This is a genomic window from Zhongshania marina, from assembly GCF_002915595.1.
Taxonomy (GTDB): Bacteria; Pseudomonadota; Gammaproteobacteria; order Pseudomonadales; family Spongiibacteraceae; genus Spongiibacter; species Spongiibacter marinus_B.
This window is the reverse complement of the sequence record NZ_PQGG01000019.1, coordinates 86,573-101,534: the sequence shown is the minus strand read 5'-3', so window position 1 is coordinate 101,534 and position 14,962 is coordinate 86,573. Positions and strand designations below refer to the sequence as shown.

General features: G+C 52.1%; 14 protein-coding genes. All 14 read left to right on the top strand.

The features are described from left to right. The first annotated feature begins 36 nt into the window (after positions 1-36). Positions 37-1,260 (top strand): phage major capsid protein, encoded by a 1,224-nt coding sequence (locus tag C0068_RS08240; protein WP_158249944.1) that lies wholly within the window; start codon positions 37-39, stop codon positions 1,258-1,260. A 73-nt stretch (positions 1,261-1,333) separates the two neighbouring features. After that, entirely contained in the window at positions 1,334-1,741 is a 408-nt protein-coding gene (locus C0068_RS08235) for a hypothetical protein (RefSeq protein ID WP_103684012.1), read from the top strand. A 75-nt stretch (positions 1,742-1,816) separates the two neighbouring features. Continuing rightward, the gene (locus C0068_RS08230; RefSeq protein ID WP_146047859.1) at positions 1,817-2,149 is read left to right on the top strand and encodes a hypothetical protein; all 333 of its coding nucleotides are present in this window, start codon (positions 1,817-1,819) and stop codon (positions 2,147-2,149) included. Further along, positions 2,136-2,843, top strand: a complete 708-nt coding sequence (locus C0068_RS08225) for a hypothetical protein (protein ID WP_103684010.1) — start codon at positions 2,136-2,138, stop codon at positions 2,841-2,843. The genes C0068_RS08230 and C0068_RS08225 overlap by 14 nt, the downstream gene beginning before the upstream one ends. After that, a complete protein-coding gene (locus C0068_RS08220; RefSeq protein WP_103684009.1) occupies positions 2,840-3,415 on the top strand; it encodes a head-tail connector protein in 576 nt (191 codons plus the stop codon). Before C0068_RS08225 ends, C0068_RS08220 begins: the two co-directional genes overlap by 4 nt. After that, entirely contained in the window at positions 3,415-3,732 is a 318-nt protein-coding gene (locus tag C0068_RS08215; RefSeq protein WP_103684008.1) for a phage head closure protein, read from the top strand. Before C0068_RS08220 ends, C0068_RS08215 begins: the two co-directional genes overlap by 1 nt. After that, positions 3,729-4,292 (top strand): HK97 gp10 family phage protein, encoded by a 564-nt coding sequence (locus C0068_RS08210; RefSeq protein ID WP_103684007.1) that lies wholly within the window; start codon positions 3,729-3,731, stop codon positions 4,290-4,292. The genes C0068_RS08215 and C0068_RS08210 overlap by 4 nt, the downstream gene beginning before the upstream one ends. Continuing rightward, positions 4,273-5,013, top strand: coding sequence for a hypothetical protein (locus C0068_RS08205; protein ID WP_103684006.1), 741 nt, complete (start codon positions 4,273-4,275; stop codon positions 5,011-5,013). Before C0068_RS08210 ends, C0068_RS08205 begins: the two co-directional genes overlap by 20 nt. A 109-nt stretch (positions 5,014-5,122) precedes the next feature. Further along, the gene (locus C0068_RS08200) at positions 5,123-5,302 is read left to right on the top strand and encodes a hypothetical protein (RefSeq protein ID WP_103684005.1); all 180 of its coding nucleotides are present in this window, start codon (positions 5,123-5,125) and stop codon (positions 5,300-5,302) included. A 2-nt stretch (positions 5,303-5,304) separates the two neighbouring features. Next, positions 5,305-6,228, top strand: coding sequence for a phage tail tube protein (locus tag C0068_RS08195; protein ID WP_103684004.1), 924 nt, complete (start codon positions 5,305-5,307; stop codon positions 6,226-6,228). A 125-nt stretch (positions 6,229-6,353) separates the two neighbouring features. Further along, a complete protein-coding gene (locus C0068_RS08190) occupies positions 6,354-6,740 on the top strand; it encodes a hypothetical protein (RefSeq protein ID WP_146047858.1) in 387 nt (128 codons plus the stop codon). A gap of 86 nt (positions 6,741-6,826) precedes the next feature. Further along, positions 6,827-7,075, top strand: coding sequence for a DUF1799 domain-containing protein (locus C0068_RS08185; RefSeq protein WP_158249942.1), 249 nt, complete (start codon positions 6,827-6,829; stop codon positions 7,073-7,075). Beyond that, positions 7,068-13,511 (top strand): coiled-coil domain-containing protein, encoded by a 6,444-nt coding sequence (locus tag C0068_RS08180; protein WP_103684001.1) that lies wholly within the window; start codon positions 7,068-7,070, stop codon positions 13,509-13,511. Before C0068_RS08185 ends, C0068_RS08180 begins: the two co-directional genes overlap by 8 nt. Next, a complete protein-coding gene (locus C0068_RS08175; protein ID WP_103684000.1) occupies positions 13,508-14,962 on the top strand; it encodes a hypothetical protein in 1,455 nt (484 codons plus the stop codon). Before C0068_RS08180 ends, C0068_RS08175 begins: the two co-directional genes overlap by 4 nt.

Here is a 14,962-nt window from a genome sequence, read left to right as displayed (position 1 = left end):
TTTTATGTGTGAAATTTGTCTAATTGGAGAATGACCATGACAAAACGACTAAATGAACTCCGCCAAGAGCGCGGAGAAGTAATTCACAAGGCGCGTCAGATCAGCGACAAAGCCGGTGAAGAAAAGCGCAGTTTGTCTGCCGAAGAGCGGGCGCAGTTTGATGCGGCAATGAAAAAAGCTGGCGAGCTAAAGGATGATATTGCCGCTGAAGAACAGCTGGTTGAAGAAGAGCGCGCATTGGCTGCCTCTGGCGCACCGGCCGGTCACGGCGGTGGTGAAAACCGTGGCGGTGAGTCTGCAGAGGCTCGCCAAATGTCTGCATTCCGTAGCTTCTTGAGCGGTGGCGTGTCTGAGATGACCGCTGATGAGCGCCGCGATCTGCAAGTAACTGATGCCACCAAGGGCGGCAATATTATTACGCCTCAGCAGTTTGTTGCTCAGCTCATTAAAGACCTAGACAACATGGTGCATATTCGCAAGCTGGCCAATGTTATTCCTGGCGGTACGAATGGTATTGGTGTGCCAACGTTAGATGCAGACCTTGATGATTTTGAATGGACCGAAGAGCTGGCCACAGGCGGCGAAGATAGCGCCATGCGTTTTGGTAAGCGCGCAATGGAGCCTAATGCAATGGCTAAGCGTATTAAGGTTAGTAATGCCTTGCTGCGCAGCACCGGTTTAAATGCAGAAGACATCGTTCGCCAGCGCTTGGTGTACAAATTGGGTGTTACCCAAGAAAAAGCCTACCTTACAGGTGACGGTAATAAAAAACCGCTCGGTGTATTCACCGCAAGTAATAATGGTATTGCTACCTCTCGCGATGTAAGCGAGGGCAACACCTCTACCGCCATCACTGCAGACAACTTAAAACGGGTTAAATACGCGCTTAAGCAGCAGTACCGTGGCAAAGCGCAGTGGTTGTTCCACCGTGACATTATTACCGATATCGCGCTGCTGAAAGGCACCGATAATCAGTACATTTGGCGTGAGGGTTTGTCTGCTGGTGAGCCAGATCGCTTGCTTAACTTGCCGCTGGCTGAGTCTGAGTACGCGCCAAACACCAAAACGGCCTCGCAGTACGTGGGTATTTTGGGTGACTTCAGCAACTACTGGATTCTAGACAATATGCAATTCACTTTGCAGCGTCTGGTAGAGCTGTACGCAGAGTCAAACCAAACCGGCTTTATTGGCCGCTACCAAGGTGACGGTGCGCCCGTGTTAGGCGAAGCCTTTGCCCGTGTGAAGTTGGCGTCTGGTTAAGTTCTAGCCTAGTCATTGAGCCCGGCAGTGCTGGGCTTTTGCTTTTTAATTGTAGTGCCATGAGGAAATAATCATGAGTAAAGATATTCACAATGCCATTGCTGTGGCGCGGGTAATTTCGCCCATTTCGCCTGCGGCAACTGGTGTCATCGCTGGTCAAGTAATTGACATGGCAAATTTTAATTCTTGCGAGTTTGTTATTCAGTCTGGCGCGCAAACGACCGGCGGTATAACTGTTACGCCAGTGGTTAAGTCTGGTAGCGCTACGGGTGCATTGTCTGCGGTGGCTGATACCAAACTGCTTGGTACAGAGGCTGCGGCGGCATTAGATGGCGCTGCGGGAGCCAATGGCGTAACTAAAATTGGCTACGTAGGCAATGATCGTTACGTTACCTGTGATCTTGTGGTGACTGGTGCGGCTACCGGCGTGTATGCGGTAACGGCAATTAAAGGATCGCCTCGCAAGGCGCCCGCTGCTTAGTAGTTAATTGCTAGTTTGCGACCAATGCCGGCCAAGCGCCGGCATTTTTATAATTTAATTACGGTGGTGAATGCCATGAAAATTAAAATGAAATCGCTAATGTGCGGGCCAAGTGGTACGCGCAACATTGGCGAAATAGTTGAGGTGGCTGAGGCCGAGGGGCTGGCGTTGGTCGACGGCGGCTACGCAGAAGAGGTTGAGCCTACAGAGCAGGAGCTAGAGGCTGAAGCTTTGGCTTATCAGGATCAGCTAGATGCTGAAGCCAAGGCAGAAGCTGAGAAGGCAGAAGCTGAGAAGGCAGAACCAGATAACGAAACGGCAGAGCTCGTTTTAGAATCTGAAACAGCTGCTAAGCCAGTGGCCGCCAAGCCACGCAAATCAAAGTCGGCAAATAATGCAGCAGAATAAGTCTAAAAGCGTGGCCATTGTTGGTATGGGTGCTAGTCATCGCAGCTATACCGGCTTGGCTGCCAGCCTTGGTGGGTGCCATCGCCTTGCTGATCAGGTATGGGCAATTAATTCGATGGGCGGCGTGATTGAGCATGACCTGCTGTTTGCTATGGATGACTGCAGAGTACAGGAGTCGCGCGCGAAGGCTGACCCAAGCGGCAATATTGCCGGCTTAGTCGAATGGTTAAAAAGTCATCCGAACTTTGTTACTAGCAAGGTCTACGACGATTACCCGGGTGCGGTGGCATTTCCGCTGCAAGAAGCTATCGACACCTATGGTCATCCCTATTTTAACAATACCGTCGCGTACGCATTTGTTTACGCCATGATGCAGGGCTTTACCTCTATTAGCTTATTTGGCTGCGACTTTGGCTATGCCGATATAAACAAAGCGGAGCGGGGCCGTGCCTGTTTAGAGTTTTGGGTGGGTATTGCCTGTGCACGCGGTATTAGTGTGCAAGTAGCCGCCGACAGTTCTTTGTTAGATGCGAGCTGCCCGCTTGATATAAAACTTTATGGCTACGACGCCTACGATCTGAGCTTAGAGCATGTAGAGGGCAAGGCCGCGCCGCAAGTTGTGGCTAAAGCGCGTGACGTGCTGCCCAGCGCAGAAGAAATTGAACAGCGCTATAACTATCAGGGGGCGGCATGATTATTAAGCAGGCGGTGGCGCCAAGCGTTGAGCCGGTCACGATCGACGAGGTAAAGACGCAGCTAATTATTGATGGCAATGATTTAGATGCAGAAGTTGCTGCAATGATAGCGCCTGCGCGGCAATTGGTAGAGCAAATGATTGGCCGCGCCTTAATTACGCAAACATGGGACCGCTGGTATGACGCCTTTCCAGCGGTAATGAGCCTGCCTTGGTCGCCATTGCAGTCCGTAGCGGCCATTACTTATGTCAATACAGACGGCGCAGAGCAAACGCTAAGCCCTGATGTGTATACCGTAGATGCCGACAGTGAACCTGGGCGCGTTTATCTTGCTTATGGTCAAAGTTGGCCGTCTACCCGAGCCATTCCAAAGGCGGTAAAAGTGCGGTTTGTGGCGGGCTTTGGTGACACATCGGATGATGTGCCTGCTTGTATCAAGCTGGCCATTATGTTGTTGGTAGGTAGTTTAATGAATAATCGCGAAGATGACGCGCCTATAGCGCTGCACAAGGTGCCGTGGGGTGTAAAAAGCCTGCTAGCAGATCACCGTATGTACAGGCGGGCGTGCTAATGCGGGCTGGGCCAATGCGCTTTGTGGCAACGCTGCAAAATCCGTCTGCCACTGGTGATGAATACAGCACGGTTGGCGGTTACGCAGTAACAGCAACGGGTGTTCGCGTGGGCATACGTAACGTAAGCGGCAAAGAAACACACGCAGCCAAACAGACAGGTAGTGAGGTTGGTGTGGAGCTTAATACGCGCTACCGGAGCGATATTACTGGCGCGTCAAGATTTGTAGTGGGCGCCACCACGTATGAGGTGTTGTACGTTAATAATGTAGGTATGCGAAACCGCGAACTGCGTTTGCCTTGCAAGGTGGTGTCATGAATTTAGGCTTGCAAATTGATCCACCCATTAAGGCGCTGGTTGATGAGCTAAACGCCATGAAAGAAGGCTTTGGCGAAACGGGCATTATGCGCGGTTTGGTAGCGGGCTCCGCACCAATGCGCAAAGCGATCAAGGCAGCAGCCCCAAAGCAGTCGGGCGCGCTGGGTAAGTCTATTGGGTACCGGCGGTTTAAAAAAAGTGAACGAGCGGCGCTGGGTATTGGTGCGGATGCCGCGGCTATTTATGTTGGGCCAACCCGCAAAGTAAATGAAGTGATTAAGCTGAGCGGCGGCACTAGTAAAATCAAAAAGCGCTCGCAGCAGTATAAAGCCAACTGGTTTGAGAACACCGGCACCAAGGCGCACGTTATTATTCCGCGCAAAAAAGGTGGCAGCTTAAGCTTGGGCGGTTTGATTGTTAAAAAGGTTAAGCATCCGGGCATGAAGCGCAAGCCATTTATATCGGTGGGCATAGCGGCCTCTGAGTCTGCCTTTGAAAGCCGGTTTTATAGCGGCTTGATTAGCTATGTGGAGAAGCAACGTGCTAAGCGCAATTCTTGATCGATTAAATGACGAGCTAAGCAGTTTTGAAGTGGTTGCGCAGGCGCCAAGTGGCGCGGCAATCACAACCGTGGACGCAGCGGCGGCGAGCAACGCCTTAAAAACCGTATTGGCAGCAGCTGTGCCTAATGTGTATGCCGTAGAGGCAGAAGAGGGTAAAGAGCCTACGGATGCCGTTTACCGGCTGGTGTCTGCAAAGCCGGTAGAGATTGACGGTGTGCGGGTATTAACGGCGGTATCGTTTGTTGTAACCGTGCGCGCAAAAACTTACGCACTATTAATGGCTGCTTTGGGCGCAGTTGAGGCGCAAATTGTGGCCAGCGCCGAGGCGGTTAGTATTACCGACGCCATGCTGGATTATGACGACGTAAACAATTACCACTTAGCCGGCGTAGAGCTTATATATGCCGTGCCGGCGGTTGTTGGCGGCGAAGATTGGCCGGCGTTGTTGGTTGATGTAGAGAGCTATTCGGCCTCGCCAAGTGCGTACGACAATTTTGTTAAGCAGCGTGTAGAGCGCAATTACAGTTTTACCATTGTTAGTAACTCAGACAACGTAGGTGCGTTGCGTGCAGAGCTGCAGGCGGCGTTGCTTGGCTGGCAGCAGCTGCCAACTGATTATGAAATGCAGTACGTGGGCGGCGGTGCAGTGCAACTACCGGGCGGGCTTTATGCCTGGCGAGACACCTACGGCGACACCACTTATATAAGCGCTGCTTAATCTTCTATTAATCTGAAACTCAAGTAACGCCCCGTGCTTTGCGCGGGGTGTTTGCGTGGGCGTTCGTTAAGTAAACCCTAAACCACTAACCCAAAGCAGGAGGTCAGCCATGGCCAGATCTGGAGGACGTTACGTGCTCGAAAAAGACGGCAAGCGCCGCTTAGTCAGCCGTACCAACCCACAACCGCGCAAGGGCGCTGCCAAGGCTGGCAATGCCGTTGATTCTAAAACCGCACCGAAAGCGCAAAGCAAAAGCGCCTCGGTTGTTACTGAAAAAGAGGCTAAATAATCATGTTAGCGAAAAAGAAATATATTTTGGCTGTGGCAGAATCTGTGTACGGCACTGACCCCACACCAGACGGCGCCAACGCTATTTTAACCAGCAACTGCCAAGTGCAGCCGCACCAAGGTAACCGCGTTAGTCGTAATTTAGATCGCCCAGGCTTAGGGAATGATGCCGAAATTGCTACAGGCCGTTTTACTACGGTGACCTTCGATGTTGAGCTTGCGGGCTCTGGCGAGGCAGGCACTGCACCGGGTTGGGGTGTGTTGTTGCTAGGGTGTGGCTTTGACGAAACAGTAGTAGCCGACACTAGCGTAACTTACGCGCCTGTGTCTGAAAGCTTTGACTCGCTCACAATCTATTACTACATAGATAAAGAGCTGCATAAGCTCACCGGCGCACGGGGTACGGTTAACTTTAACCTAAGTCGCGATCAGATCCCAATGATGTCGTTCAGCTTTACGGGATTGCATAACGACCCAACGGCACCTGTACTCATTGCGCCAGACACTTCTGCATTTGTGCAGCCCCTGCCTGTGACTGAGGACAACACGCCTACCTATGATGTAGACAGTTTTGCGGTACGTGCAGAGACCTTTACGCTGGACATGGCCTGCAACGTGGTTTATCGCAACGTGGTAAACAGTGAGAGCGTTATTCTTACCGACCGCGCACCGGCTGGCACGTTAGTGTTTGAGCAAGAGGCAATCGGCATCAAAAACTTTTGGGCGCTTAGCAAATCTGGCGAGCTGGTTGAGATCGACATTGTGCACGGCACTACCGCCGGCAACATTGTGCAGATCACCGGTAGCCAAGTGCAGCTTAGTCAGCCAAGCCTTGGCGACAGCGACGGCCTCAGCACGATGAGCATGACTACGCTGTGGACGCCAACAGATTCGGGGGATGACGAAGTCGCTATTGTAGTGACCTAGTCAGTGCTGAGTGGTGTGCCGTCCGTCGCGCTGCCCAGCCCCGATCCTACAACGGACAACCGAAAAGCCGCGCATTTGTGCGGCTTTTTATTACCCAAAATTTAACGGATAACGGATGCAAAATTATGACTATTAAACTAGCTAAAAAAGGCCACGCCAAAATCACCATCACTGCAAAAGTGCCGTCTGATGGCCGCGCGGGTTACGACAAAAAAACCTTCACCGCGCGCATTATTAAGCTGTACGGCGATGCCAAAAAAACCTTTTTAGACAACCTTGCAGATCGCAAAGACGTAGACATCGCCCGCGAGCTCGTCACTGAGCTAGACAAGCTGGAATGGTTTGCAACAGCAGAAGACGGCAGCCCGTTAGAGCTAAAGGGCGACACGCTTGCTGAGTTTTTTGATTTGATGGAAGAATCGCAGGTCGACTACATTATGGCTCCGCTAGCTAGCGAGTGCATTAAGGTGCAAGACGAAGGCATGCGCCGGATGCTAGAAGCAAAAAACTAGAAGACGCCGGCCGGCACTGGGCGCGGCCGACCGGTAAGGACGACACCGAGGCAGATCTGGAATTTATACAATTACCAGACTCTGCCTTGCCCCCAAAAGACAACGATCATTTTGAACTCTACCCCGAAAACCTAAAAGCATGGAATGTCTTTAACGCCTGTAGCACGCAATGGCATGTGGGCATGGCGGGCTACACCGGCTTGGACTACACAGCGGTAGAAGCAGTGCTGCGCCTGCAGCGCATTAAACCCAAACACCACCCCGACATTTTTTGGCGAGTGCAGTGCATAGAGCGCGGCGCGCTAAGCGAAATGGAAAAAAAGCGTAATGGCTAAATCCTACAAGACCGGCATTATCATCACCGGTGATGCTAGTGGCGCTGTTAAGGCCTCGCAGCTTACTGGTAAAGAGCTAGATGCACTTAATCGCAAAGGTAAGCAGGTTAGCTCGCAGCTGAGCGACATTGCCGCCAAGAGTGTTAAGTGGGGTGCGGTAGCAGCGGGCGCGGCTGCGGCCGGTAGTGCTGTGCTCATACAGCGGCAGCTTGAGCTTATCGATAACACTGCAAAAACCTCCGACAAACTTGGTATTGCGACAGAGCGCTTAACAGCCTTACGTGTTCAGGCTGAGTTAACTGGTGTGGCACAAGGCACCTTGGATATGGCATTGCAGCGCATGGTGCGCAGGCTGGCAGAAGCGGCCGAAGGCACCGGCGAGGCTAAAGGTGCTTTGGCTGAGTTAAATTTAGATGCTAAGGAATTGGCGAAATTAAGCCCAGATAAGCAGTTTGCCGCTATTGCGGATGCGTTGGAGGGTGTTGAATCGCAAGGCGATAAAGTGCGTCTTGCGTTCAAGTTTTTCGACTCAGAAGGTGTGGCGCTTGTTAACACGCTGAAGGGGGGAAGCGCGGCGGCGCTTGAAGCTCAAAAGTTCACTGAGCAGTGGGGTTTGGCGATTAGTCGAGTAGACGCTGCGAAGGTTGAGCAGGCTAATGATGCTCTTACTATGGCCGCTAAAGCAGCAGATGGCTTATGGCAGCAACTCACAGTTCGGCTTAGCCCTGCGATCACGCAAGCGTCTCTTGATGTGCTTGGGTTGGGCGCTGAGTTTGGAACAGCTGCGGAGCTAGCGGATGCTGCGGTCGATACCATTGTCAACGGGCTCGATTTGATAGAAAAGGCAGCCGTGCTTGCTGGAGCGGTTTACGTAGCGCGATTAGCGGGGCCTGTGGTTCAAAGCCAAGGGGCTATTGCTGCTGCGTATGTTGCCAGTACGGCAGCTAGATTAAAAAGCAATTTCGCTGTTTATGATGGCGTGCAGGCAGAGGCAATTAATGCGGCGGCGGCAAACAAAACGGCGCTTGCAGAACTGGCCAAGGCAGATGCCACTCTTGCAGCCTCTTCGGCAGAGGTGGCGGGTTATAAAGCGACCTTGCAGTCCGTAAAGGCAGAGCTGGAGTTAGAGGCTGTGCGGTTGCGATCGCAAATTAGCGAGCAAGGGCGTGCTGCATCTATGCAGCGAATGGTTGCGGTGCGGCACGAGTTGACGGCGGCAACGGTGGCGCTTGCTCGAGTTGAGGCGGAGCATGCGTCTGTATTGACTGCTCAAACTGCGGCAAGTGCTCGGGCCACTGCCGCTACGGCAAATTACGCAGCAGCAACGGCGGCGGCTACTTTAAGTGCGCGCGCACTCGCTGGCGCACAGGCGTTGCTGGGTGGCGCTATGGCGCTGGTTGGTGGACCGGTTGGCGTTGCTGTAATTGCTGCTGCGGGCCTGTATATGTTCCGTGAGGAGCTGGGGCTGGTTGATACTACGGCCAGCGATGTGAAAAGAAGAATTTCTGAGTTGGCTGGTGAGATCGGCGGATTAGATCGAGCGGCAACGATAAGTAATATTGGCGCGCTTGAACAGTCTTTGGCTTCGCTGGAATCAATGGCGAAACAGCTACAAGGAGAATTGCTGCGCGGTACGGCTAAGCTAGAAAATAAGGGTGGCATCTTAGGCTACAGCGCTTCGCAATTACGTGGCGAATCGGAAGAGCTTAAGGAAATTGGCGCCTCCATTGCGCTGGTGTCAGGGCAGATAGATACCTTTAAGCAGCACTTAAAAGATATAGATTCTGAGAAGGATAGGCAGGATCAGATATTCCGAGAAAGGGTTGCTCAGGAAGAGAAGTCAATCTCTCAGAAAATACGGTTTTTGCGTGAAGAAAATGAGTTGCTGCGGCTTGGCTATGATCTAGAGGATGCGCGATTTGTGGTCGCATATTCTCACGCAAATGACATTAATAAAGCGCTCATGCGTCAGCAGCGTGAACAGAAAGGCATTATTGATGCTTACAAAGAAGAGGCCAGCGTTCTTGCCGACTTAGAAGAGGCTCAAAAACGTGCCGCAGAAGCCGCCGCTGATGCTGCAGAAGAAAGCCGCAAGGCGATGGAAAAATTCCTAACCGCCAGCTTTGGCGACAATCTTGCCGAGGGATTTAATCAAGGGTCCAAGGCGCTCGCCAGCTTTATTGACGGCTTTAGCGAGCTGTTAGAAGTGCAAGAGGCTTACAACGCAGCGCAGCTAGATGCCAGTGCAACCGATGCTGAAAAAGCAAAAGCGGCGACTAAATACCAGTCAGCCCAAGTTGGCTTGTATGGCGACATGGCTGCTGCGAGCAAGCAGTTTTTTGACGAAGGCAGCAGCGGCTACGAAGCGCTACAAAAAGCCGAACAGACGTTTAGGCTGTTTGAAATTGCCATGGCGGGCAAGGCGCTAGCGGCCAAGCTATTTACTGTTGAAGCATCTACCGCCGCCACGGTTGCAAGCGTGGCGCCTACGGTCGCGGCAGAAACCACTAAAGGGTTAGCCGCAGGGACGGCGGCAGCGGCATCGTCAATGGTGGGTGTGCCTTGGCCTGCAAATTTAGCTGCGCTTGCTGCAACAGTCGCGGCGCTGGCGGGCATTGGCGTGTTGCTGAGTGGTGGAGGCGGCGGCAGCTCGTATCAAAAAGTTTCTGATTCTGGTATTGCGGCTTCCGGCAGTATTTTGGGCGACGCGGAAGAGAACGCCACCTCAATCAGCAACAGCCTAGATACATTGTCAGAAATTGCAGATAGTCAGCTCGGCTATACGGCGCAAATGGCGCAATCATTGCGAAATATTGAAGCCGGTATGGTTGGTTTAACGGCTGAGTTTGCGGCGCTGCCATCAGGCGCCAGATACGAAATGACCGGCGGCAATAGTGTCGGTGGAATACTCAAAGGCGAGATAAACGCAAACGTTGGCTCGCAGCAGCTAGACATGCAAAAGTTCTTGTCGGGCTATGGCGGTTTGGCTTTGAGACTAGGTGCGACCGAGCGCGCAGCTACAGAGCTAGCAAACAACCAAGATGCACTTTCTGGGCTTGTATTAACAAGTGATTTGCAGCGCATTATCAACGGCATGATTGAAACTGTTGAAGAGGGCTTTGGTGTTATTGGTCGGTCAGCCGTTGGCGTGCGAGATGCAATTGTTGCGCTAGACCTGCCTGATTTAGTAATTGGCGCCAACATGAGCGCCGATGAAATCTCCGAAAAGCTGCAAGACTTTTTTAGTAATGTAGGCGACGGAATAATTGAAAATGTAATGCCGTCCATTGCTGTGTTTCAGCAGGGCGGCGAAACACTGCTTGATACATTCTCGCGCGTTGTTGGGCAGGTCACTGTTGTAAAAGATTTATCATCAGCGCTGGGAATAGCGCTTGATAATGAAAGCCTGACATCGATAGGTAACAACTTGTCTTTGGCGGCGGGCGGGTTTAGTGAGCTATCTACCAACGTAAGCGACTTCCTAGATTTTGCGCTTACCGATGCCGAACAATTTGAGCGCATTGGCGGCAGTGTTGCTGCGCTGTTTGAGGGGCTGAACCAGTCATTGCCCACGAGCCGTGACGGTGTTGCGGATCTAGTGCGGGCTCTCGATCTAACTACTGATGCGGGCCAAAAAGCTTTCACAACACTCACCAGCGCCAGTGACTTGCTCGACGACTACTACAGCAAGCTAGAAGACTACACAAAATCTGCTTACGACTTTGACACCGCATTTGGCCTAAACGATGGCCGCAAAGAACTGCGCGACGCACTGGCAGCGGTAGGCCACAACTTAGACGTAGTAGAGACAGCAGCCCAAGGCGGCGTTGCTGCGCTGGCAAGTTTATTTGCCGGTTTAAGCGACGTACAAAAAGCAGGGCTAGAGCCGTTTACCGATGCCATTTTGGATTTAGTGCCAGCGGCGGCAGAGGCTGCGAATGCTGTTGACGAGGTGGTGGATACCACCAGCTTAATGATCAGGCTGGCTCGTGCACAGGGCGACGAAACAAAAGCTCTGGCAATGACTCGGGAGCAAGAGCTCAAAGCTGCCACGGCAGTTGAGCGTGCCATCTTGTCTCAAATTTATGCTGCCGAAGATTTGGCGGCAGCCACACAGTCTGCTGTGCAAGCTGAGCAAGCGCTGGCCAGCGAGCGTGAGCAAATTGCCAGTCAACGGTACGCGCTAGAAACAAGATTGCTGCAACTGCAGGGAGATACAGTGCAGCTGCGTAACCGCGAAATTGCGGCGCAAGATAAATCTAACAGAGGGCTTTTGTCTTATATTTTTGCGCTTGAGGATGCCAAGGCAGCCGACGCCGCTGCGAATGCAGCAGCGAGTGCAGCCAATCAAGCTGCTGCTGATGCAGCTCGGCAATCAGCGGCCGTGATAGAAGGTATTTTAACGGACCGCGCAGCGCTTGAGTCTCGCCTTTACGCAATTATTGATGGCTCTATTGAGCAGCGTGAGCGAGAGACTGACGCAATGGATGAGACCAATAGATCACTGCGTAATCAAGTTGAGGCGCTGGAGGCGCAAAAGGCAGCCAATGATGAGTTAGTGCGGTCATTTGAGCAGTTGCGCAGTGTATCGCAAAGCGTGAGTGATTATTTGTTACAGCTTGAGCTGGGTGAGTTTGCAGGTACTCCTGAGCAGCAGGCAATTAATGCTTTAGACCAGTTTCGCGCGCTTGCTGGGGCGGCCATGCAGGGCGACGTTGAGGCGGCACAGAAATTAACGAGCGCGGCAGATTCTGCTATCAACTTATCAAGCGGCGCGTACGCAAGCGGTGTGCAGTTTCAAAGCATTTACGACGAGGTTAAGTCTACGCTTGCCGGCTTTGTGTCGTCTGTTGATGTGCAGTCTTTTGAACAACAACAGCTGGCGCTTATGCAGCAGCAAATTGACGCTGTAAATGCTGTGCTGGCATCTACAGAGGCAGACACGGCGAGTCAGCTAGAAAAGCTAAACGCCCTGGAGAGCACATCTATTGCAAACTCAACAGCTAATGTTGATGCTCTGGGTACGCTTGCAGACTACTTGCAGGCTTTGGGCGAGGCGCTAACAGTTGAGTTAACGCTTACCTCAACGTCAGAAATAGAAAAATTAATTAAATATGTTACCGACACAGACGAGCTACCGGACGACTTAAAAGAGTTGGCACTGGCATCTGCAAGCACGTTTACAAAAACACTGGACTATATAGCGGGCACACAACTGCCAACCGACTTAAAAAATCTGGCGCTAGAAAGTTTTAGCACGTTATTAAAAACCACAAACTACGTAGTTGGTAGCACCCTACCAAATGACCTAAAGGATTTGGCGCTGGCGTCTGCCAGCTCACTAACTAAAACGCTGCACTATATATCGGGCACTGAACTGCCAGATGATCTGATGAACTTGGCGTTAGAAAGTTATAGCACGCTTGTCAAAACAACCGATTACGTTGTGGGCAGTACACTGCCGAACGACCTAAAAGCGCTGGCGCTTGCAGAGAGCAGCACGCTTGCTCGCAATGTGGTAGCACAGTTTGCCAGCGGCACAAATTTTGAGGCGGTTGATTATGCGCTAGCTACCAATGGCGCAATACAAAAAACCGTGAGAGCGCTAAAGGCGGCTGGCTATAATCAAGAAGCAGCAGACATTGCATTTGCAGCTAGCAGCACTATTCAAAAAGCAATACAAGCAAGCGGCGGGAGCCTGACTGCTGATCAAAGAGCGCTGCTGAACACGCTCAACGGCACCTCAAACGTTAATGTCGATGCTGACGTGTTGCTGCGTACTGACGCAACAATGAGCGACCTGTTAGACGCCATAGTGTCTCAAACACAACTGACGGCTAATTATTCGCAGGCGACGTATCAGCGGCTATCTGAGATAGTCACAAATACAGCCAATATTTATGACAAGCTTAATTCTGTCACCCTTGGCAACCAGCGGGTTAATGTGTCTGCAAATAATACCAACCCGCTTTACGTTACCCCGTCTACCGTGGGTAGCAATGCGCTTACCGTCACATCTAAAAATCAATCAGGCAGCAATCTCGCAAAGTTTGCCAGCGGCGGTTACGTAAGCGGCGCCGGTACCAGCACTAGCGACAGCATTAGTGCAATGCTGTCTAACGGTGAATACGTTGTTAAAGCGGCGGCGGTTAAGAGCTTGGGCGTAGGGTTTTTAGACAATATTAATTCTGGCTCTGTACCAGTTGCGCCGGTGGGAATGCCTCGCCTTGCTAACAATAACGCAGAGGTAGTTGCTGAGCTCCAAACGCTGCGTAAAGACTTGAATACGTTAATGGCACAGCAAAGCGCAGACGTTAATCACCAAACTCGTATTGGTTCGGCTGGCAGCAAGCAGTTTGTTAACGAGCTTAAAATTTTAAATGCCAAGGTTGCAAATCTAGAATCTGAAATAAAACTGGCAAGGCTTGAAGCATGACCATTTGGGCGGTAGATATTGCCGCGCTCGATGGCAGCGGTACGCCAGAAACCCTGCGCTTTGCGAGCGAAGATTACACACAAGTAGAGTCTGGCCCTGCGCATTATTATTATGAGTTGCGCCTAATTCAGCCGGCACTTTTTCAGGTGCGAGCCAACACAGGGCTATTGTTGCCCGGTGGTGGGCGCACCAGCATTGGCCAAGTTGAGTTATTAAACACTGACGGTGGCTTAGATTATTTAGCGGATTACGCGGTAGATGGCAGAGCCATGACCGTGCGCAGAATAGACGGCGGCGCAGCGGTCACGTTTTTAACTGCCACGGTAGAGCGCATGACGTTTAGCGGCTCGCGGGTAGCGTTTACATTGCGCGACCCGTTGGCGCAGTTAGATGACGCCATTGCTGTTGATGTTTATGCGGGCAACAACACGCTGCCTAGCGGCGTAGAGGGCACGGCAGACGACATTGGCGGCACGCGCAAGCCTTTAGTATTTGGCAGTGTGGTAAACGCTACGCCGGTACTGGTAAACACCTCAAAACTTATTTACCAAGTGCACAATGGTAGCGACGTGACTGTGACCGCTGTGCGCGACCGTGGCGTGGCGCTTACCTTTGAGAGCACAGCAACCGACTTAAGCGACTTGCTCACCACCGCGCCGGCGGCTGGTTATTGGCGCACGTATCAGGGCTATATCAGCCTTGGTTCTGCTGCCCAGTCAATTACCTGTGACGCAGAGCGCGATGATATCGGTGCCGGTGATGTGTTCGACGAGCTCGCAACACTGGCCGGCTACACAGCAAAAGCCACCGACATAACCGCGCTTAATGCACTGGGCAATGTGGGCCTATTTGTTACGTCTGACCTTAGCTACAAATCAGCAATGGAAAGCATTGCCCACGGCTGCGGCTGCTACTACGCATTAAATGACGACGACGAAATTCGCGTTATTGCCCTGGCAGCACCGGCAACGGCAGACATAACTATTGAAGACTGGCAACTGGCCACGCTAGACCGATCTGCAATCGGCTCTGGCAGCAACGGCCTACCGATTTACAAAGTAACGCTGCAAGCAGATGCGCTAGCCACTGTGCAAAATGACTTGGCAGCAGGCGCGGTAAACCCAGCGCGTTATGCTGCCGAGTATCGCAGCGCGGTAGCAACAGACAGCGCCACAAAAACACGTCACCCACTTGCCGGCGAATTAATTATAAACAGCCCACTGCGCGACCTAAGCGACGCGCAAACAGTAGCTGATGCGATATTGCCGCTGCTTAAAGTACGGCGCGACGTAGTGGAATGCGGCGTAAAAGAGCTAGACGTAAGCGAGCTATTCATGGGTGCCACAGTAAGCATTAACACAACGCGAATTGGCTACCCGCGCAGCTTTGTATTGCTGGGTTGGCGCTTAGACGCCAACGCCAATCGCACCTATTTAAACCTGTGGGGTTAA